The 20502-nt window shown below is 48.9% G+C and carries 18 protein-coding genes; 15 read left to right on the top strand and 3 right to left on the bottom strand.

Annotated elements, in window-relative coordinates; genetic code table 11:
- Positions 1–4: 4 nt before the first annotated feature.
- Complete coding sequence (gene pgtP / locus A9180_RS20180; RefSeq protein ID WP_064530297.1) at positions 5–1390, bottom strand: phosphoglycerate transporter PgtP; 1386 nt, start codon at positions 1388–1390, stop codon at positions 5–7.
- Between the two features lie 516 nt (positions 1391–1906).
- Between pgtP and A9180_RS24445 the strand changes: the two genes are divergently transcribed.
- The 4 genes from A9180_RS24445 (at position 1907) to pgtA (ending at position 6724) form a co-directional block, all read left to right on the top strand.
- The gene (locus A9180_RS24445) at positions 1907–2122 is read left to right on the top strand and encodes a hypothetical protein (protein WP_149025989.1); all 216 of its coding nucleotides are present in this window, start codon (positions 1907–1909) and stop codon (positions 2120–2122) included.
- A 140-nt stretch (positions 2123–2262) separates the two neighbouring features.
- The gene (locus tag A9180_RS20170) at positions 2263–3495 is read left to right on the top strand and encodes an ABC transporter substrate-binding protein (protein WP_064530295.1); all 1233 of its coding nucleotides are present in this window, start codon (positions 2263–2265) and stop codon (positions 3493–3495) included.
- Positions 3492–5459, top strand: a complete 1968-nt coding sequence (gene pgtB, locus A9180_RS20165; RefSeq protein ID WP_064530294.1) for a two-component system sensor histidine kinase PgtB — start codon at positions 3492–3494, stop codon at positions 5457–5459. Before A9180_RS20170 ends, pgtB begins: the two co-directional genes overlap by 4 nt.
- Positions 5460–5461: 2 nt before the next feature.
- Positions 5462–6724 carry a two-component system response regulator PgtA gene (gene pgtA, locus A9180_RS20160; protein ID WP_064530293.1) on the top strand — a complete coding sequence of 421 codons (1263 nt, stop codon included), beginning with the start codon at positions 5462–5464 and terminating at the stop codon, positions 6722–6724.
- Positions 6725–6805: 81 nt separating this feature from the next.
- Here the strand turns inward: pgtA and rpmE are convergent, their stop codons facing one another.
- Complete coding sequence (rpmE, locus tag A9180_RS20155; RefSeq protein WP_000710769.1) at positions 6806–7018, bottom strand: 50S ribosomal protein L31; 213 nt, start codon at positions 7016–7018, stop codon at positions 6806–6808.
- Positions 7019–7221: 203 nt separating this feature from the next.
- Between rpmE and priA the strand changes: the two genes are divergently transcribed.
- The 8 genes from priA to A9180_RS23580 all read left to right on the top strand — a co-directional run bounded on the left by priA (position 7222) and on the right by A9180_RS23580 (position 16164).
- A complete protein-coding gene (priA, locus tag A9180_RS20150; protein ID WP_064530292.1) occupies positions 7222–9420 on the top strand; it encodes a primosomal protein N' in 2199 nt (732 codons plus the stop codon).
- A gap of 155 nt (positions 9421–9575) precedes the next feature.
- The gene (gene cytR, locus A9180_RS20145; RefSeq protein WP_064530291.1) at positions 9576–10601 is read left to right on the top strand and encodes a DNA-binding transcriptional regulator CytR; all 1026 of its coding nucleotides are present in this window, start codon (positions 9576–9578) and stop codon (positions 10599–10601) included.
- Positions 10602–10692: 91 nt separating this feature from the next.
- Entirely contained in the window at positions 10693–11652 is a 960-nt protein-coding gene (ftsN, locus tag A9180_RS20140) for a cell division protein FtsN (RefSeq protein ID WP_074399652.1), read from the top strand.
- A 92-nt stretch (positions 11653–11744) separates the two neighbouring features.
- On the top strand, positions 11745–12275 hold the full coding sequence (gene hslV, locus A9180_RS20135; protein ID WP_000208242.1) for an ATP-dependent protease subunit HslV: 531 nt from the start codon (positions 11745–11747) through the stop codon (positions 12273–12275).
- 9 nt (positions 12276–12284) lie between these two features.
- On the top strand, positions 12285–13616 hold the full coding sequence (hslU, locus tag A9180_RS20130; protein WP_001293348.1) for an HslU--HslV peptidase ATPase subunit: 1332 nt from the start codon (positions 12285–12287) through the stop codon (positions 13614–13616).
- A gap of 66 nt (positions 13617–13682) precedes the next feature.
- The gene (menA, locus tag A9180_RS20125) at positions 13683–14609 is read left to right on the top strand and encodes a 1,4-dihydroxy-2-naphthoate polyprenyltransferase (RefSeq protein WP_064530290.1); all 927 of its coding nucleotides are present in this window, start codon (positions 13683–13685) and stop codon (positions 14607–14609) included.
- Positions 14610–14701: 92 nt separating this feature from the next.
- Complete coding sequence (gene rraA / locus A9180_RS20120) at positions 14702–15187, top strand: ribonuclease E activity regulator RraA (RefSeq protein ID WP_064530289.1); 486 nt, start codon at positions 14702–14704, stop codon at positions 15185–15187.
- Between the two features lie 350 nt (positions 15188–15537).
- Positions 15538–16164 carry a hypothetical protein gene (locus tag A9180_RS23580; protein ID WP_149025988.1) on the top strand — a complete coding sequence of 209 codons (627 nt, stop codon included), beginning with the start codon at positions 15538–15540 and terminating at the stop codon, positions 16162–16164.
- A gap of 38 nt (positions 16165–16202) precedes the next feature.
- Here A9180_RS23580 and zapB read toward each other — a convergent pair whose 3' ends face one another.
- The gene (zapB, locus tag A9180_RS20110) at positions 16203–16448 is read right to left on the bottom strand and encodes a septal ring assembly protein ZapB (RefSeq protein ID WP_001296623.1); all 246 of its coding nucleotides are present in this window, start codon (positions 16446–16448) and stop codon (positions 16203–16205) included.
- A 424-nt stretch (positions 16449–16872) separates the two neighbouring features.
- On the opposite strand from zapB, the gene glpF reads away from it, so the two are divergent.
- The 3 genes from glpF to glpX all read left to right on the top strand — a co-directional run bounded on the left by glpF (position 16873) and on the right by glpX (position 20457).
- Positions 16873–17718: a glycerol uptake facilitator protein GlpF gene (gene glpF / locus A9180_RS20105; protein WP_064530288.1), complete on the top strand. Its 846-nt coding sequence runs from the start codon at positions 16873–16875 to the stop codon at positions 17716–17718.
- A gap of 22 nt (positions 17719–17740) precedes the next feature.
- Complete coding sequence (gene glpK, locus A9180_RS20100; protein ID WP_064530287.1) at positions 17741–19249, top strand: glycerol kinase GlpK; 1509 nt, start codon at positions 17741–17743, stop codon at positions 19247–19249.
- 197 nt (positions 19250–19446) lie between these two features.
- The gene (gene glpX, locus A9180_RS20095; RefSeq protein ID WP_064530286.1) at positions 19447–20457 is read left to right on the top strand and encodes a class II fructose-bisphosphatase; all 1011 of its coding nucleotides are present in this window, start codon (positions 19447–19449) and stop codon (positions 20455–20457) included.
- Positions 20458–20502 lie beyond the last annotated feature (45 nt).

Genomic DNA, 20502 nt, shown 5'->3' with positions numbered 1-20502 from the left:
AAACCTAGCTTTTTTGAGTCTGAAGCTCTGGTTGATACATCTCAGCATCATTTTGACGTTGTTTTTCCATAGCGATCGCACCAAAGTGCGTTAACGTACAGAAAATGATGCAACAGATAACACCAGCAAGCAGAAGATAAAAACCACCATCCCAACCAACCTCATCGACCATAATACCAAACAGACTTGTACCAAGCGTCGCGCCAAGAATATAACTCATGAAGCCACGCAAACCGACAGCGGATCCCACGGCAAAACTGGGAACAATTTCCATTGTCTGAACAGAGGCCAGGAACTGCGGAACATAGATAAGGCAGCCTACGCAAGCAGCGAAAATAGTAATAGAGAGGAGAGAATCGCTTTTCCAGTAGCCCAACAGGCAGAAGAAAATAAATACCATGCTGATAATAGCGGGTGGCATACGGCGACCATGAAATAATTTATCACTCAACCAGCCTGCAAATAATGTTGTTGGAATAGCTGCCCATTCGAAGATTAAAAATGCCGTACTCATTTCGGTCTTCGTAAAATGCTTCACGCTTAACAGGTAAATAGGTAACCAGCTGATAATTCCGAAACGCACCATATAGACAAAAACATCAACGAAAGAGACAAACCATGCATTCTTATTTTTAAGCACATAGGTACAAAAAATTTGCCAGGCAGTCATATCTTCCGGCGCACGATCATCTTTTGCTTTAATGCTGACGTCGTCCGGAACGATTTCGTTTAATGGCGGCAAACCTTCACTTACCGGTGAACCTTTACCTGACATCAGCACCATTACTGCAATGACAACTGCGACAATCGCCGGAACAACATATGTTGCTATTTTCCAGTGTTCAGTGCCCAGCACGGCAAATGCGCCGCCGACAATCGGAGCAACAATACCGCCACCCACGTTGTGCGAAATATTCCAGACCGCACCGACGATGCCTCGTTCTTTACGAGGAAACCAGTTGGCGATCGTAATAAACGACGGGCCAACACCCATTCCCTGAAAGAAACCATTCAGAATGACAAGTCCCGCAAACATCCAGAACGCGAAACTAAAACCAAGCGCCACGTTAACGAGAGCACAAAGTATTAAACCTACTGCCATATATACTTTGGGATTAGCTTTATCGGCCAGACTACTCATTATCCCTTTACTAATACCGTAGGCTATCAGCATACAACTGCTTAATAACCCTATTTGCGTCGCAGAAAGATTAAGCTCTTGTTTTAAATACGGCGTAGAGAGAACAAAGTTATTCCTGACAATGTAATACGAAAGATAACCGATAAATACGCTGAATAACGCCTGCATACGGTAACGATTATAGGTACTTTTCACTTCACTTTCAGGAACCTTATGTGTTGCCACTTTAGGTTTCAATAAAGAAAGCATATATCACCTTCCAGTTCATGGTGTTGTTTAAACAAATCATAATATTCATAGCAATGCTCATTACTGTTCTCTGATGAGTATTTAAAAAGCCTTTGCTTAGTAAGTTTTGAAGATAGTGAAGCAAGAGAGTTTAAGTTACAATACAGGGGAAATGAGTCAAAACTGACTCAAAAAAACAAATCACATGTTCCATTTCTTTCCCATATTTGATTTTGGAAAATGCAACATGGCTATTCTTTGAACCTTGACGTGTTACAACAGGCCCAATTTAAAAAAAAATCAGTTTTATTAAATTTTTCATTTTTTGAGTTCAATCACATATTTTGCTTCTGTAATCGGGATCATTGAAGATACTTGTTCTTGTTATGCCAGAGAACCATGCTGCACAACATGAAAACCTTCATCACCACACAACAAAAAGCAGAGTCTGAACACCTTCAGGATACCCGTCGTAACACGCGGATTTGCGCTCGAATTAAAGCCTTTTTTATGGTTTGTGAAGACGGGAACTCCGTTATGATTACTGAGTCTCTAAATCTGTATCAGGCCACCGTTGATGATCCTATTTACGACAGTGCTTGTTATTACCATCCTCAACGGGTAAAAAAATGGGCCGAAGCCGCCAATAACAAATCTTATTTTTTACTGCCATACAGTCAGAACCTGAATCTGAGAGCGAACATGTGGAAATTAATTAATGAGCATTTCCGTAACCGCCACTTGCAGATATAGTAATGCTGGTTGCTTGCCGAACTAATGATAATTTGCAGATACAGAAACACGTGGCTTGAAGTTCATTGCTTATGTTAACTAATGGATAACGACATGGATTACGACCCAGGAATTTTTCTCTCGATAATGGGATTTTTGACATGATTCGCATTATACAAAGAGCGCTAATCTGTTGGATTTTATATATCAGCGTTGCCTCAGCGCATGAATTAGTGATTGCTACAACGCTTTCTTCGGAAGCGACAGAGCACATTATCAGTCAATGGCAAAAGCAACCACAGGCAACTGAAATCCGAACGCTCAACCGAACCAGTGCATCTATTGAGCGCCTGCTGGAAAACCCATTGGGTGAAAATATTGATCTGGTACTGAGTTCATCCCCTATGTTGCTACAGCGGTTACAAAGTAAAAATCTGCTCCAGCCATTTAATAATCAAATAGAAACAAGTAGAAAGTTAGTACCGGAATCCATTCGTTCAACCACCGTTGCTGTTGCCATATCGGGCTACGGAATTCTTATCAATGTGGCGCATCTGGAAGACAAAAAAGAACCTGTGCCAACTTCATGGCAGGAATTAAGTAAATCGCGTTATCAAGGAATGCTATTAATGAGCAGTCCTTCTCGTTCAGATACGACACATCTGATGATTGAAGATCTCCTGCAACAACAAGGATGGACTAGCGGTTGGAGTACACTACTGAAAATAGGCGGTAATCTCGCCACCATTTCATCACGTAGCTTCGGTGTAGCAAATAAGATCAGTACAGGACTGGGGGACGCTGGTCCGGTAATCGACAATTACGCTAACGTACTGCTTAATAATTCAACTTTACGTTTCAGCTATTTCCCCAACTCGCGAGCAGCGCCTATGTTTATTGCCATTACAGAAGGCAGTAATCATCCACAAGAGGCGGGACGTTTTATTAATTTCTTGTTGAGTCCGGAGGGACAGCAAGCACTGAGTGATTCTGATTCAGGGAAATATCCGGTATATCCTCTGCCCTCCGGCACTCCACTCGCTGACCAACAAATGCGGTTATTTGCATCTCCTTCTCTTGATTACCCGTTGATCATGCAACGCCAAAAGCTCGTGCAATTGTTATTTGATAATGCGATTACCTTTCGCCTTACCGAGCTTCAAAACAGCTGGAAATCATTATATGCAGCAGAACATCGGCTTAAGCGTAAATTGCCAGAGGTGCGTGCATTATTAACAGCAGTTCCTGTTACCCCGGAGCAGTCCGTTAATTCCATATACCTGCAGCAATTCGAACTGCAATCAGGCTTTCGTGAAGCTCAGATCATGGCATGGCAGCAATTTTTTCTGCATCAGCAGCAATTGGTGAACACACAACTTGAGTCGTTAAAGTGAAACAACTACATACTATAGGGACGAGTTTGCGGCTCGCCTTTGTTTTTAGTGCCGTTCTTACGCTATTCGTTAGCGTAGTCAGCCTCTATTCCTGGCATGAACAAAATTCTCAGGTTCGCTACGCACTTGACGATTATTTCCCACGAATTCAGGCTTCATTTCTTTTTGAAGAAAACCTCACGGCATTGGTAAATGAATTCAATGAGCTACAACAGACAACCAACACCAATAGCCGCCTTCAGGTAAGAGAGCAAATTGAACAACGGCTACAAAAAATTCAGTCAATTAATCCCCATCTTGATTCAGTACATCAAAGTGCGCTTAACCAACAGGTCGCCAGTAGTCGCAAATTGCTTGGCAATCTCGATAAGGCATTGAATGACTATAATAAAGAAAAAGGGAAACTCGACGTTATATCTTCAAGAGTTAACTGGTTGCATGACGATTTCAATAATGAACTCAACTCCCTGACTCAGGATTTAAGTTGGCAACAATCATCATTGCTCAATCAACTCAGCCAACGGAAAGATCCCCATGAAAACCAGGGGGTGCAAAATGCACTGCAATCTATTCAAAACGAATTACAGCTCGTTTTCGAACTCTCACATATAGAAACTGAAATCGTCAGTACCTTAAAGGATATGCTTAACACGCATAACAATGATCCAGAGTCGTTAAGACAACATATTCAATACCTGGATTTTTTGAAACGTAGCATTGACGAAAATGTGCGGTCGTTATCTTCTTATTCCAGCACTATCACATTACACCAGACAGTTTATTCCCTGTGGGAACTGGGTACACAGAAAAATTATCTACCCGGAACTCTGGACGCCTGGCGGCAGGCTCAACAGACCCTTATGAATACTATCAGGGATAAAGAGCATGTGTTTACGCAAATACGTGGCCAATTAGAAACGCAACTGGGTAATAGCCATCAACAGCTACAAACATTCAATCTGCGATTAGAAAAAATAATGCAAATCAGTGGATTACTGATTTTTGCAGCTATGGTGATGGCCTTACTGTTCGTTATTCTGGTAAATTATTTCTACATTCGGCCAAGAATGATCCGCCGTTTTCGCTTACTGAATGATGCCGTCGTCAAATTAAGTAACGGTGAACTCGATGCAGATATTCCAGTCTCCGGTAATGATGAGCTTGGGAGAATTGCCAACCTACTCCGCCAAACGATAGCGCAAATTAATCAGCAGCAACATCAACTGGGGCAGGAAATCTGTGATCGAATCGCGACAGAAAAAAATCTGCGAACAGCACAAAGTGAATTGATCCAAACCGCCAAACTGGCCGTGGTTGGGCAGACAATGACAACACTGGCACATGAAATCAATCAACCGCTTAATGCATTATCTATGTACCTGTTCAGCGCCAATCGCGCTATAGAGCAACAAGACACTGGTTTGGCGAAAAACTATATCGTTACGATGCGATCGCTGGTTGAGCGCATGGATAATATCGTTAAACGACTGCGAAACTTCGCCCGCCGACGCGATAGTGAACTCGTAGGTGGAGCAATTAATTTACAGCAGGTAATTTATTCATCCTGGGAGCTTCTGGCATTAAAACATCGACCACTGAAAGCATCTCTTCACTACCCGGATAATTTTCCTGCCGTTTATGGCGACGATGTTTTGATTCAACAAGTTTTAGTTAATTTATTTACGAATGCCCTGGAAGCTAGTCAGGAAAAACCGCCCACAATAACCATCAGCTTTGAAGAAGAAGCCTCCACGGTAACGCTATATATTGCTGATAATGGAAAAGGCTGGCCAGTGCATCTGGCTGATCGACTATTAACGCCTTTTACCACGGACAAAGCTGTAGGTTTGGGTATTGGCCTTTCGATTAGTCATTCTATTATGCGTCAGTGCCAGGGAGAGTTATATATCGCGTCAACTCTCGACCGCCATGCGCTGGTTATTCTACGTTTCAGGAAACTTTAAGCATGACAGACACCACCCCAACAATTCTGTTAATTGATGACGACAATGATGTTCTGCAAGCCTACAGCACTCTCTTACAGCAAGAGGGTTATGTCGTATGTACCTGTAGCAACCCTTCTGAGGCTCTACAATTACTGCAAAATACGTGGGAAGGCATCGTGGTGTGCGACGTTTGTATGCCGGATATTTCAGGCATTACGCTACTGGAAAAAATAATGCTGATTGACCCTAATCTTCCCATTCTGATGATCACCGGGCATGGCGATGTCCCCATGGCAGTTGAAGCAGTAAAAAAGGGAGCATGGGATTTCCTGCAAAAACCGATCAATCCGGAACAATTTCTATCGCTTATCGAAAAAGCACTGGCAGAGCGTGAAGCTTATCTGGAACAAAAAAAATGGCGACACGCTCAGTTTAATCGGCACTTAATCGGTAACAGCGGTTGGATTCGCCAGACACGTCAACAGCTTGAAACGCTGGCAGAAACCGATCTTCCCGTCTGCTTTTACGGCGAACCGGGCACAGGAAGAACATTAGCCGCCCACTATCTTCACCAATTTAGCTCTCGCAAGGAAAGACCTTTAATTGAACGCACACTCAGCGCCAATAGCCAGCAGCCGTTGGAAGAATGGGTGAAAGAAGCAGAAGGTGGCACGCTGTTATTAAAAGAACTTGAGCATTTAACGCCAGAAAATCAGCGCGCCTTAATCCAGTACCAGGAAAGACCCCAGGATCGGTCATTTCGTCTGATTGTTGTTAATCAGAGCCCTCTGGCTGAACTGGCTGCCGCACAAAAAATTATTCCTGCATTGTATTTTCTTTTTTCACTCACCCACATCGAATGCCCACCGCTAAGTCAACGCCCGGGGGATATTGAACCTATTTTTCACCACTATCTGACACTCACCTGTAAACGACTAAATCGCCAACAACCGCTGCTGGGGAAAACGTTTTATAAGCGACTGATGGCGCGAACCTGGCCAGGTAATATCATTGAATTAATAAATGCAGCAGAATTGGTGGCTGTGGGTGTTTTAATGCTGGACGATTCAGTCAGTTTGCAGATGATGGATGCTGATCCAACACCACTTGATGAACGTGTAGAAAGTTATGAAAGACAAATAATTATTGATGCACTCAACTTCTTCCAGGGACGTATCAACGACGTCGCCGATTACTTTCAGATCCCCAGAAAAAAACTGTATTTGCGCATGAAAAAGTACGGTATTGATAAAATGGATTTTCGCGACGTAAAGGAAAGATAAAAATCCAATACGTTATCCTGCTAATGAAAGTTTTCAGGCACAAAAAAAGCGCCGTTCGGCGCTTTTTTCGGAAATCCGGTCTTATTTGCTGCCCGGGATGTTGAAACGCTTGTTGAAGCGGTCAACACGGCCACCGGTAGCAACATCACGCTGTTTGCCAGTGAAGAACGGGTGGCACTTGCTGCACACGTCGAGGTTCAGATCATGACCAACGGTGGAGCGGATTTTCATTACGTTACCGCAAGAGCAGCTAGCAGTAATTTCTTCGTATTTCGGGTGAATATCTTTTTTCATGGGAAAACCTCGGTTTAAGGCCGCGTCGCTCTTCCAGCCCTAACGCCAGACACCACGCGATGTTTAAAGTATAGTTTCAATACGATCATTTCGTATCAAAGGCGCCGAATCATACAGAAATTAACCAGCGTATGCAAACTGATCCGCACTCCTCTACCGCAATGTGTATACTGTTCCACCGAATTTCAAGTCAGGATGATGCTATGCCCGTTGCCCACGTTGCCTTGCCCGTTCCGCTTCCCCGTACCTTTGACTATCGCCTGCCAGAAGGCATGACGGTTAAAGCCGGGTGTCGCGTACGCGTGCCGTTTGGCAAACAGCAGGAACGCATCGGGATTGTCGTGTCAGTTAGCGACGTCAGCGAGTTGCCGCTCAACGAACTAAAAACCGTCGTAGAAGTGCTGGACAGCGAACCTGTTTTTTCCAGTTCCGTCTGGCGATTACTGCTATGGGCGGCAGATTACTATCATCATCCAATTGGCGATGTATTGTTTCATGCCCTGCCGATTTTATTGCGCCAGGGGCGGCCCGCGGCTAACGCGCCCATGTGGTACTGGTTTGCTACCGAGCAAGGCCAGGCAGTGGATATCAACAGCCTGAAACGTTCGCCTAAGCAACAACAGGCGCTGGCGGCGTTGCGACAAGGGAAAATCTGGCGTGACCAGGTAGCGGAACTTGAATTCAATGATGCCGCACTACAGGCGCTGCGCAAAAAAGGTCTTTGCGAGCTGGCAAGCGAAACGCCGGAGTTTAGCGACTGGCGAACGAACTATGCTGTTACAGGCGAACGTCTGCGGCTGAATACCGAACAAGCCACCGCCGTTGGCGCAATTCATAGCGCAGCGGATACCTTTTCCGCATGGCTGTTGGCGGGCGTTACCGGCTCCGGTAAAACAGAGGTTTATCTAAGCGTACTGGAAAACGTGCTTGCTCAGGGCAAGCAGGCGCTGGTGATGGTGCCTGAAATCGGCCTGACCCCCCAGACGATCGCCCGTTTTCGTGAACGGTTTAATGCACCAGTGGAAGTTCTGCATTCCGGCCTCAATGACAGTGAACGCCTTTCGGCCTGGCTGAAAGCGAAAAATGGCGAGGCGGCGATTGTGATTGGTACCCGTTCCGCACTGTTTACACCGTTTAAAAATCTCGGTGTGATTGTTATCGATGAAGAGCATGACAGTTCCTACAAGCAGCAGGAAGGCTGGCGCTATCATGCCCGCGACCTGGCGGTATATCGTGCGCACAGCGAGCAAATCCCGATCATTCTTGGCTCCGCAACACCCGCGCTGGAAACGTTATGTAACGTACAGCAGAAAAAATACCGCCTGCTGCGCCTGACGCGCCGGGCGGGAAATGCGCGTCCGGCAATTCAACATGTACTGGATTTAAAAGGTCAGAAGGTGCAGGCGGGGCTGGCTCCGGCGCTGATCAGCCGTATGCGCCAGCATTTACAGGCCAACAACCAGGTTATTCTCTTTCTTAACCGCCGTGGTTTTGCGCCTGCGCTGCTGTGCCACGACTGCGGCTGGATTGCCGAATGTCCACGTTGCGATCACTACTACACGTTGCATCAGGCGCAGCAGCATTTGCGCTGCCATCATTGCGACAGTCAGCGTCCAGTACCGCGCCAGTGTCCGTCCTGCGGCTCTACCCATCTGGTGCCGGTGGGTCTGGGAACAGAACAACTTGAACAGACGTTAGCGCCGCTTTTCCCTGGTGTAGCCATTTCACGTATCGACCGCGATACAACCAGCCGTAAAGGCGCGCTGGAGCAGCAACTGGCAGAAGTGCATCGCGGCGGCGCGCGAATTTTGATTGGTACACAAATGCTGGCGAAAGGTCACCATTTCCCGGATGTAACGCTGGTTGCATTACTGGACGTGGACGGCGCGCTGTTTTCTGCGGATTTTCGCTCGGCGGAGCGTTTTGCCCAGCTATACACCCAGGTAGCCGGACGTGCCGGACGTGCGGGTAAACAGGGCGAAGTGGTGCTGCAAACGCACCATCCGGAACATCCTCTCTTACAAACCTTGCTGTATAAAGGTTATGACGCTTTTGCGGAGCAGGCGTTGGCCGAGCGGCGAATGATGCAACTGCCGCCGTGGACCAGCCATGTGATTGTGCGTGCGGAGGATCATAACAATCAGCACGCGCCGCTGTTCCTGCAACAGTTGCGTAATCTGCTTCTCTCCAGCCCACTGGCGGATGACAAATTGTGGGTTCTCGGCCCGGTTCCGGCGCTGGCGCCTAAACGCGGCGGTCGCTGGCGTTGGCAAATTTTGTTGCAGCACCCTTCCCGCGTGCGCTTACAGCACATCATTAACGGTACGCTGGCGCTTATTAATACAATACCGGATTCACGGAAAGTGAAATGGGTGCTGGATGTCGATCCTATTGAGGGTTAAACCGCTAACGATGCGAGGCGGATCGAAAAATTAAATATTCATCACACTTTTCATGAAAATTCTGTAACCGTTTTCACGCGCTATCTGCTAAAAATGTTGCCGATGTGAAGTAAACATGGATGTAGTACGCCTGACGTGCCAGGCGAGGAGTGAGTGTGAAAGCGAAGAAGCAGGAAACTGCCGCAACAATGAAAGACGTTGCCCTGAAGGCAAAAGTCTCTACAGCGACCGTCTCCCGAGCATTAATGAATCCAGATAAAGTCTCCCAGGCCACCCGTAATCGGGTTGAAAAAGCGGCCCGGGAAGTGGGTTATTTACCGCAGCCAATGGGGCGTAACGCAAAGCGTAATGAATCCCGAACGATTCTGGTGATTGTCCCGGATATCTGCGACCCCTTCTTTAGTGAAATTATTCGCGGTATCGAAGTCACGGCGGCAAGTCATGGATATCTGGTACTGATTGGCGACTGCGCGCACCAAAATCAGCAGGAAAAGACCTTTATCGACTTGATAATCACCAAACAAATTGATGGCATGTTGCTGCTTGGCTCAAGGCTGCCGTTTGATGCCAGTATTGAGGAGCAACGTAATCTGCCGCCGATGGTGATGGCGAACGAATTCGCACCAGAGCTGGAACTGCCTACGGTTCATATCGACAACCTGACCGCTGCCTTTGATGCCGTAAATTATCTGTATGAACAAGGACATAAACTGATTGGCTGCATTGCCGGCCCCGAAGAGATGCCATTGTGTCACTACCGTCTACAAGGCTACGTTCAGGCGCTGCGTCGCTGCGGCATTATGGTTGATCCGCAATATATCGCCCGGGGCGACTTCACCTTCGAAGCCGGAAGTAAAGCCATGCAACAGCTGCTCGACCTTCCGCAACCGCCAACTGCCGTTTTCTGTCATAGCGATGTAATGGCGCTTGGCGCACTTTCTCAGGCGAAACGCCAGGGGCTGAAAGTCCCTGACGACCTTTCCATAATCGGTTTTGACAACATCGACCTGACGCAATTTTGTGATCCGCCGCTGACCACCATTGCACAGCCGCGCTACGAAATTGGTCGGGAAGCTATGTTGTTACTGCTTGATCAAATGCAGGGACAAACGGTCGGAAGCGGCTCACGTTTAATGGACTGCGAGCTTATTATCCGTGGATCGACGCGCACGTTATCTTAAAGTAAACCTTTAAGGCTTCCGTGACTGGTCAAAGGCCCGCCGCTTAAGTAACATGGCGGGCTGACGAACGAATAAATACAGCGAAACGATAGTGGCACAACGAGATTATGTACGCCGCAGCCAACCGGCACCTTCGCGGCGAAAAAAGAGCACCTCACGGAAAAAGCAACGAAATATGCCTGCGGTTTCTCCCGCAATGGTCGCTATTGCTGCAGCCGTTCTTGTGACCTTTATCGGGGGTCTGTACTTCATTACGCATCACAAGAAAGAAGAGTCTGCGACGCTGCAAAGCCAGAAAGTGACCGGAAACGGACTACCTCCGAAACCGGAAGAACGTTGGCGCTACATTAAAGAGCTGGAAAGTCGCCAGCCGGGCGTACGTGCGCCAACAGAACCGTCTGCTGGCGGCGAAGTGAAAACGCCGGATCAGCTGACTCCAGAGCAGCGCCAGCTTCTTGAACAAATGCAGGCTGATATGCGTCAGCAACCAACGCAGCTTGCCGAAGTCCCGTGGAATGAGCAGACGCCGGAACAGCGCCAACAAACGCTGCAACGCCAGCGTCAGGCGCAGCAGTTAGCGGAACAGCAACGTCAGGCACAGCCGCCACGTGCATCTGAACAAAGCTGGCAGCAACAGACGCGTACGTCGCAAGCTGCGCCAGTACAATCGCAACCGCGCCAGTCTAAACCGGCTTCTACCCAGCAACCGTATCAGGATCTGCTGCAAACGCCTGCGCATACTACCTCGCAGCCGAAGCCACAGCAGGCCGCACCAGTAGCACGCGCGGTTGAAGCGCCGAAACCAACAGCGGAGAAGAAAGATGAACGTCGCTGGATGGTACAGTGCGGTTCATTTAAAGGTGCTGAACAGGCTGAGACTGTCCGTGCGCAGTTGGCTTTCGAAGGCTTTGACTCGAAAATTACCACCAACAATGGCTGGAATCGTGTGGTCATCGGGCCGGTGAAAGGCAAAGAGAACGCTGACAGCACCCTCAATCGTTTGAAGATGGCAGGCCATACAAACTGCATTCGGCTCGCCACCGGGGGTTGAAACCCTCAAAATCTCCCCCATCTATACTTTCATTATGCCCCGTACAATTGTGCGGGGCTTGAATTCTGTATTCCTAACCAAGGGGTCTGCTCGTGACAACTATAGTAAGCGTACGCCGTAATGGCCACGTAGTAATCGCCGGTGATGGTCAGGCCACACTGGGTAACACTGTAATGAAAGGCAACGTTAAAAAAGTTCGCCGCCTGTATAACGATAAAGTGATCGCAGGCTTTGCCGGCGGCACGGCGGATGCCTTCACGCTGTTCGAACTGTTTGAACGTAAACTGGAAATGCATCAGGGCCATCTGGTTAAAGCAGCGGTTGAGCTGGCAAAAGACTGGCGTACTGATCGCATGTTGCGCAAACTTGAAGCACTGCTGGCGGTCGCAGACGAAACTGCATCGCTTATCATCACTGGTAACGGTGACGTGGTACAGCCAGAAAATGATCTTATTGCTATCGGCTCCGGCGGCCCTTACGCCCAGGCTGCGGCACGCGCTCTGTTAGAAAACACAGAACTTAGCGCCCGTGAAATTGCTGAAAAGGCGTTGGATATTGCAGGCGATATTTGCATCTATACCAACCATTTCCATACCATCGAAGAATTAAGCTACAAAGCGTAAGGATCTCCCATGTCTGAAATGACCCCACGCGAAATCGTCAGCGAACTTGATAAGCACATCATCGGCCAGGATAACGCCAAGCGTTCCGTGGCGATTGCACTGCGTAACCGCTGGCGCCGCATGCAGCTCAACGAAGAGTTGCGCCATGAAGTGACCCCGAAAAACATTCTGATGATCGGCCCGACCGGCGTCGGTAAAACTGAAATCGCCCGTCGTCTGGCTAAACTGGCGAACGCGCCGTTCATCAAAGTTGAAGCGACCAAATTCACCGAAGTCGGTTATGTAGGTAAAGAAGTCGATTCTATTATCCGCGACCTGACCGATGCCGCAGTGAAAATGGTGCGTGTACAAGCTATCGAGAAAAACCGTTATCGCGCTGAAGAACTGGCAGAAGAACGTATTCTCGACGTGCTGATCCCACCGGCTAAAAACAACTGGGGACAGACCGAACAGCAGCAGGAACCGTCCGCTGCTCGTCAGGCATTCCGCAAAAAACTGCGTGAAGGCCAGCTCGATGACAAAGAAATCGAGATCGATCTTGCCGCAGCACCGATGGGCGTTGAAATTATGGCGCCTCCGGGAATGGAAGAGATGACCAGCCAGCTGCAGTCTATGTTCCAGAATCTGGGCGGCCAGAAGCAAAAAGCACGTAAGCTGAAAATCAAAGACGCCATGAAGCTGCTGATTGAAGAAGAAGCGGCGAAGCTGGTGAATCCGGAAGAACTGAAGCAAGACGCTATCGATGCCGTTGAACAGCACGGGATCGTGTTTATCGACGAAATCGACAAAATCTGTAAGCGCGGCGAATCCTCCGGCCCGGACGTTTCTCGTGAAGGCGTTCAGCGCGACTTGCTGCCGCTGGTAGAAGGTTGCACCGTTTCCACCAAACACGGGATGGTCAAAACCGATCACATTCTGTTTATCGCTTCTGGCGCGTTCCAGGTAGCGAAACCGTCTGACCTGATCCCGGAACTGCAAGGTCGTCTGCCGATCCGCGTTGAGCTGCAGGCCCTGACCACCAGCGACTTTGAGCGTATTCTGACCGAACCGAATGCCTCTATCACCGTGCAGTACAAAGCACTGATGGCGACCGAAGGCGTGAATATTGAGTTCACCGACTCTGGTATCAAACGCATTGCAGAAGCTGCATGGCAGGTAAACGAATCTACCGAAAACATCGGTGCGCGTCGTTTACATACCGTTCTGGAGCGTTTGATGGAAGAGATTTCTTACGACGCCAGCGATTTAAGCGGTCAAACCATCACTATTGACGCAGATTATGTGAGCAAACATCTGGATGCGTTGGTGGCAGATGAAGATCTGAGCCGTTTTATCCTATAATCGCGTTCAATCATTTTCATCATTGTTTGATGGGGCTGAAAGGCCCCATTTTTATTGGCGCGTATTATGACTGAACAACAAATTAGCCGAACTCAGGCGTGGCTGGAAAGTTTACGACCTAAAACCCTCCCCCTCGCCTTTGCTGCAATTATCGTCGGGACGGCGCTGGCATGGTGGCAAGGTCACTTCGATCCGCTGGTCGCTCTGCTGGCACTCATTACCGCCGGGCTGTTACAGATCCTCTCTAACCTCGCCAATGACTACGGTGATGCCGTCAAAGGTAGCGACAAACCTGACCGCATTGGACCGCTGCGCGGCATGCAAAAAGGGGTCATTACCCAGCAAGAGATGAAACGGGCGCTCATTATTACCGTCGTGCTCATTTGCCTCTCCGGACTGGCGCTGGTCGCGGTGGCGTGTCATAACCTGGCTGATTTTGTCGGCTTTCTGATTCTTGGTGGGTTATCAATTATCGCCGCTATCACCTATACCGTGGGCAATCGTCCTTATGGTTATATCGGCCTGGGTGATATTTCCGTACTGGTGTTCTTTGGCTGGTTGAGTGTGATGGGCAGCTGGTATTTGCAGGCACATACGCTGATTCCGGCGCTGATCCTTCCAGCAACGGCCTGTGGTCTGCTGGCAACGGCGGTGCTCAACATTAACAATCTGCGTGATATCAATAGCGACCGCGAGAATGGCAAAAACACACTGGTAGTGCGCTTAGGTGAAGTGAACGCTCGTCGTTACCATGCCTGCCTGCTGATGGGCTCGCTGGTGTGTCTGGCGCTGTTTAATCTCTTTTCACTGCACAGCCTGTGGGGTTGGTTGTTCCTGTTAGCAACGCCGTTGTTGGTTAAACAGGCCCGTTATGTGATGCGTGAAATGGACCCGGCGGCGATGCGTCCGATGCTGGAACGCACCGTCAAGGGAGCATTATTAACTAACCTGCTGTTTGTTTTGGGAATATTCTTAAGCCAGTGGGCTACTTAACTGACAAATATCAATTAACAATTGATGATTTTGCCAACAACCCACATAGCGCGATATACTGAAAATTCTCGCAGCAACTGAATGTTAAGCCTATGAAATACGATACTTCCGAGCTTTGTGACATCTATCAAGAAGATGTCAACGTCGTGGAACCGCTGTTCTCCAACTTTGGTGGACGGGCGTCGTTTGGCGGACAAATCATCACGGTAAAATGTTTCGAGGACAACGGGTTGCTGTACGATCTGCTCGAAAAGAATGGCCGTGGTCACGTACTTGTCGTCGATGGCGGTGGTTCTGTTCGTCGCGCACTGGTCGATGCGGAACTGGCGCGTCTGGCGGTCCAAAATGAATGGGAAGGCCTGGTCATTTACGGCGCGGTGCGTCAGGTAGATGATCTGGAAGAGCTGGACATCGGCATCCAGGCGATGGCCGCAATTCCGGTCGGTGCCGCTGGCGAAGGCATTGGCGAAAGCGATGTCCGCGTCAACTTTGGCGGCGTCACCTTCTTCTCCGGCGACCATCTCTATGCCGATAATACCGGGATTATTCTTTCAGAAGATCCGCTGGATATTGAATAACTCTCTGCCATGTGCAAAAAAAGGGGAATTAAATTCCCCTTTTTTATATGTCAAATATTCATAGAGACTATCATTTGTTTTTGTTCAATTCATTTTAAATATCAATACTTCACATCTGACAATATAAATTAATTATCGACAAACCACTTCATAAAAATAATGCAGCATTAAAAGTTAATACCATATGGTAAATTAACCATTCCGGAAATAGCGATATAAATCATCGTTAGTAGCGAACGTATATATAATAAGGGATTGATATGAGATACGTTATCTTATTAATACTATGGATAATAACTGTTTTTCTTAGTCATCTTCAGCACAGCCACCTACTGTCTGGAGATCCTGGCATGGTTGGCGAGTATATCGGTTCAGTACTTCTGGGGCCGTTATTACTTCCCGTGCTTGTGTCAGGTATTCTGTGCGCATTCGCTAAAAAAACGCGTAACTTCGCCAGTTTTACTCGCGGGTGCTGCTGGGTATTGGGGGTATTGCTTTTATCCAACGTCGGCAATACATTTCGCATGATCACCCCGTGGCAATATACGTTTGAGAATGCCGCTATTTCCGTGACTATCCCGAACAGACACTGGAAAACGATTTCCATTAGTACTGATAAAACCATTGATATAAGAAGTGAAGATAATAGCGTCTTTATTTCTGCTTTCCTCCTGCCCGCAGGACGTAGCACCGATGACTCGCTGGAAGAGTTAAAGAAGATGCAGCGAGACAATCTCAAGGATCAATACAATGAAGAAACCTTCCAGTTTCATGACTGTAATGCCAAACATTTCACCTGTAAGTATCAGGACGTGTTAATAAATTTTGATGGTCAGCAAAAAAGAACCATCAGTGTTTACCTTGAAGATACCCCCAGGGCTGTGGGGCTCATTGCATTAATGAAGCCAGATACGGCAGATAAATATCACCAACAGGCGATGGAGATTATGTTGTCTGCTAAAAATGCAGTGAAGTAAAAAATAAGGCGCCTTACGGCGCCTCTGAGTGGAAAAGATTAAACCTCTTCCATACGACCCAGCAGGGCCTGCAGACGTTCCTGCCAGCCGTTCTGCTGTTCTTTCAGATGGTTGTTCTCACGCTCCAGCTCTTCGCGCTGATGCTGGGCATTTTGAACTTCCTGCGACAGTGAGTTGTTTTTTTCTTTCAGCTCTTCGATTTCCATCTGCAACAGAGTGATGGTATCAATCGCCTGCTGTACTTTTGCTTCCAGTTTCTCAAACACTTCTAATGACATTGTCATACCTCTCCTGAATTGCAAGGCGTTGATGGATAAAAATCCTCGTCCCGATTATCGGTGACGCCTTAATAAATACGTGCGCGTTTTCGTTAGCTCCGATTGTATGAAGCCGCGCCATCGCTGTCCAGCGGCACGCCTTGTAGATTACGGTTTGCCACACTTTTCATCCTTCTCCTGGTGACATAATCCACACGAATAGAAAATGTTAATAAATTTGTTGCGTTAATGATCTAGCAAACATGCATCATGTATAAACAGATGAAATAAATAGCGCGATAACGCTCATTTTATGACGAAGCACACACATTTTAAGTTCGATATTTCTCGTTTTCGCTCGTTAACGATAAGTTTACAGCATGCCTACAAGCATCGTGGAGGTCCGTGACTTTCACGCATACAACAAACATTAACTCTTCAGGATCCGATTATGAGTCAAACATCAACCTTGAAAGGCCAGTGCATTGCTGAATTCCTCGGTACCGGGTTGTTGATTTTTTTCGGTGTCGGTTGCGTTGCTGCGCTAAAAGTCGCTGGTGCGTCTTTTGGTCAGTGGGAAATCAGTGTCATTTGGGGACTGGGGGTGGCGATGGCCATCTATCTAACCGCAGGGGTTTCCGGCGCGCATCTTAATCCAGCTGTCACTATTGCGTTGTGGCTGTTTGCTTGTTTCGACAAGCGCAAGGTTATTCCTTTTATCGTTTCACAAGTCGCCGGAGCTTTCTGTGCTGCGGCATTAGTTTACGGGCTTTACTACAATTTATTCCTCGACTTCGAGCAGACCCATCATATTGTTCGCGGAAGCGTCGAAAGTGTTGATCTGGCGGGTACTTTCTCTACTTATCCTAATCCTCATATCAATTTTGTGCAGGCCTTCGCAGTTGAGATGGTGATTACCGCTATTCTGATGGGGCTGATCCTGGCGTTAACGGACGATGGTAACGGCGTACCGCGCGGCCCTTTGGCGCCCTTGCTGATTGGTCTACTGATTGCGGTCATTGGCGCATCTATGGGTCCATTAACGGGCTTTGCCATGAACCCAGCACGTGATATCGGTCCGAAAGCCTTTGCCTGGCTGGCGGGCTGGGGCAATGTCGCCTTTACCGGTGGCAGAGACATTCCTTACTTCCTGGTGCCGCTTTTTGGCCCTATCGTTGGCGCGATTGTAGGTGCATTTGCCTACCGCAAACTGATTGGCCGCCATTTGCCTTGCGATATCTGTGTTGTGGAAGAAAAGGAGATCACAACTCCTTCAGAACAAAAAGCTTCACTGTAATGTGACTACGGGACAATTAAACATGACTGAAAAAAAATATATCGTTGCGCTCGACCAGGGCACCACCAGCTCCCGCGCGGTCGTAATGGATCACGATGCCAATATCATTAGCGTGTCGCAGCGCGAATTTGAGCAAATCTACCCAAAACCAGGCTGGGTAGAACACGACCCAATGGAAATCTGGGCCACCCAAAGCTCCACGCTGGTAGAAGTGCTGGCGAAAGCCGATATCAGTTCCGATCAAATTGCAGCTATCGGTATTACGAACCAGCGTGAAACCACTATTGTCTGGGAAAAAGAAACCGGCAAGCCTATCTATAACGCCATTGTCTGGCAGTGCCGTCGTACCGCAGAAATCTGCGAGCATTTAAAACGTGACGGTTTAGAAGATTATATCCGCAGCAATACCGGTCTGGTGATTGACCCGTACTTTTCTGGCACCAAAGTGAAGTGGATCCTCGACCATGTGGAAGGCTCTCGCGAGCGTGCGCGTCGTGGTGAATTGCTGTTTGGTACGGTTGATACGTGGCTTATCTGGAAAATGACTCAGGGCCGTGTCCATGTGACCGATTACACCAACGCCTCTCGTACCATGCTGTTCAACATCCATACCCTGGACTGGGACGACAAAATGCTGGAAGTGCTGGATATTCCGCGCGAGATGCTGCCAGAAGTGCGTCGTTCTTCCGAAGTGTACGGTCAGACTAACATTGGCGGCAAAGGCGGCACGCGTATTCCGATCGCCGGGATTGCGGGCGACCAGCAGGCGGCGCTATTCGGTCAGTTGTGCGTGAAAGAAGGGATGGCGAAGAATACCTATGGTACAGGCTGCTTTATGCTGATGAATACCGGTGAGAAAGCGGTGACATCAGAAAACGGCCTGCTTACGACCATCGCCTGTGGCCCGAGCGGAGAAGTAAACTACGCGCTGGAAGGTGCGGTGTTTATGGCGGGTGCATCAATTCAGTGGCTGCGCGATGAGATGAAGCTGATTAGCGACGCCGACGATTCCGAATACTTTGCCACCAAAGTGCAAAACACCAACGGCGTATATGTCGTTCCGGCCTTTACCGGTCTGGGCGCGCCGTACTGGGACCCGTATGCACGCGGGGCAATTTTCGGTCTGACTCGTGGCGTGAACGCCAACCACATCATCCGCGCGACACTTGAATCTATTGCTTATCAGACGCGTGACGTGCTGGAAGCGATGCAAGCCGACTCCGGCATTCGTCTACACGCACTGCGCGTGGACGGTGGCGCAGTGGCGAATAACTTCCTGATGCAGTTCCAGTCCGATATTCTCGGCACGCGCGTTGAGCGTCCAGAAGTTCGCGAGGTTACCGCATTGGGTGCGGCCTATCTTGCTGGTCTGGCGGTTGGCTTCTGGCAGAACCTTGACGAGCTGCAAGAGAAAGCGGTGATTGAACGCGAGTTCCGTCCTGGCATCGAAACCACCGAGCGTAATTACCGTTACGCAGGCTGGAAAAAAGCGGTCAAACGCGCGATGGCGTGGGAAGAACACGACGAGTAATGTCAGGCACCTGAACCGATTGCCTGATGCTGATCGCCTGATGCGACGCTGACGCGTCTTATGAGGCCTACGGGTCGAATACGCATCCGGCATGTCGCAGACTCTGAAACCGTGCGGGGGCAACCCCGCACACATCAATAATCCGCTCCCTCCCCTGTGCTACACTTCGCGCCATTCCTTACTGCTTAGAGTTTGCTATGAGACGAGAACTTGCCATCGAATTTTCCCGCGTCACCGAATCTGCGGCGCTGGCTGGCTACAAATGGTTAGGACGCGGCGATAAAAACACCGCTGACGGCGCAGCGGTTAACGCCATGCGCATTATGCTCAACCAGGTCAACATTGACGGCACCATCGTCATTGGTGAAGGTGAAATCGACGAAGCGCCGATGCTCTACATTGGTGAAAAAGTCGGTACTGGTCGCGGCGACGCGGTGGATATTGCCGTTGATCCGATTGAAGGCACGCGCATGACGGCGATGGGTCAGGCTAACGCGCTGGCGGTGCTGGCAGTAGGCGATAAAGGCTGCTTCCTCAACGCGCCAGATATGTATATGGAAAAGCTGATCGTCGGACCGGGAGCTAAGGGCGTCATCGACCTGAACCTGCCGCTGGCGGATAACCTGCGCAATGTTGCGGCGGCACTCGGCAAGCCATTGAGCGAACTGACGGTAACTATTCTGGCGAAACCGCGACACGATGCGGTTATCGCAGAAATGCAGCAACTCGGCGTGCGCGTGTTTGCTATTCCGGATGGTGACGTTGCGGCCTCAATTCTCACCTGCATGCCTGACAGCGAAGTTGATGTGCTGTACGGCATTGGTGGCGCGCCGGAAGGCGTGGTTTCTGCGGCGGTGATCCGCGCATTAGATGGCGATATGAATGGCCGTCTGCTGGCACGTCATGATGTCAAAGGCGACAACGAAGAAAATCGCCGCATTGGTGAACAGGAACTGGCACGCTGCAAAGCGATGGGCATCGAAGCGGGTAAAGTGTTGCGTCTGGGCGATATGGCGCGCAGCGATAACGTTATCTTTTCCGCAACCGGTATCACCAAAGGCGATCTGCTGGAAGGCATTAGCCGCAAAGGCAATATCGCGACTACCGAAACGCTGCTGATCCGCGGCAAGTCACGCACCATTCGCCGCATTCAGTCCATCCACTATCTGGATCGTAAAGACCCGGATATGCAGGTACACATTCTCTGAGTGATTTGATCGATTGAGCCTTCCAGTCCTTCGGGACTGGAATTT

It is taken from the genome of Escherichia sp. B1147, assembly GCF_001660175.1.
Lineage (GTDB): Bacteria > Pseudomonadota > Gammaproteobacteria > Enterobacterales > Enterobacteriaceae > Escherichia > Escherichia whittamii.
Note: the sequence above shows the minus strand (reverse complement) of the source record. Positions and strands in the feature narration are given on the sequence as shown.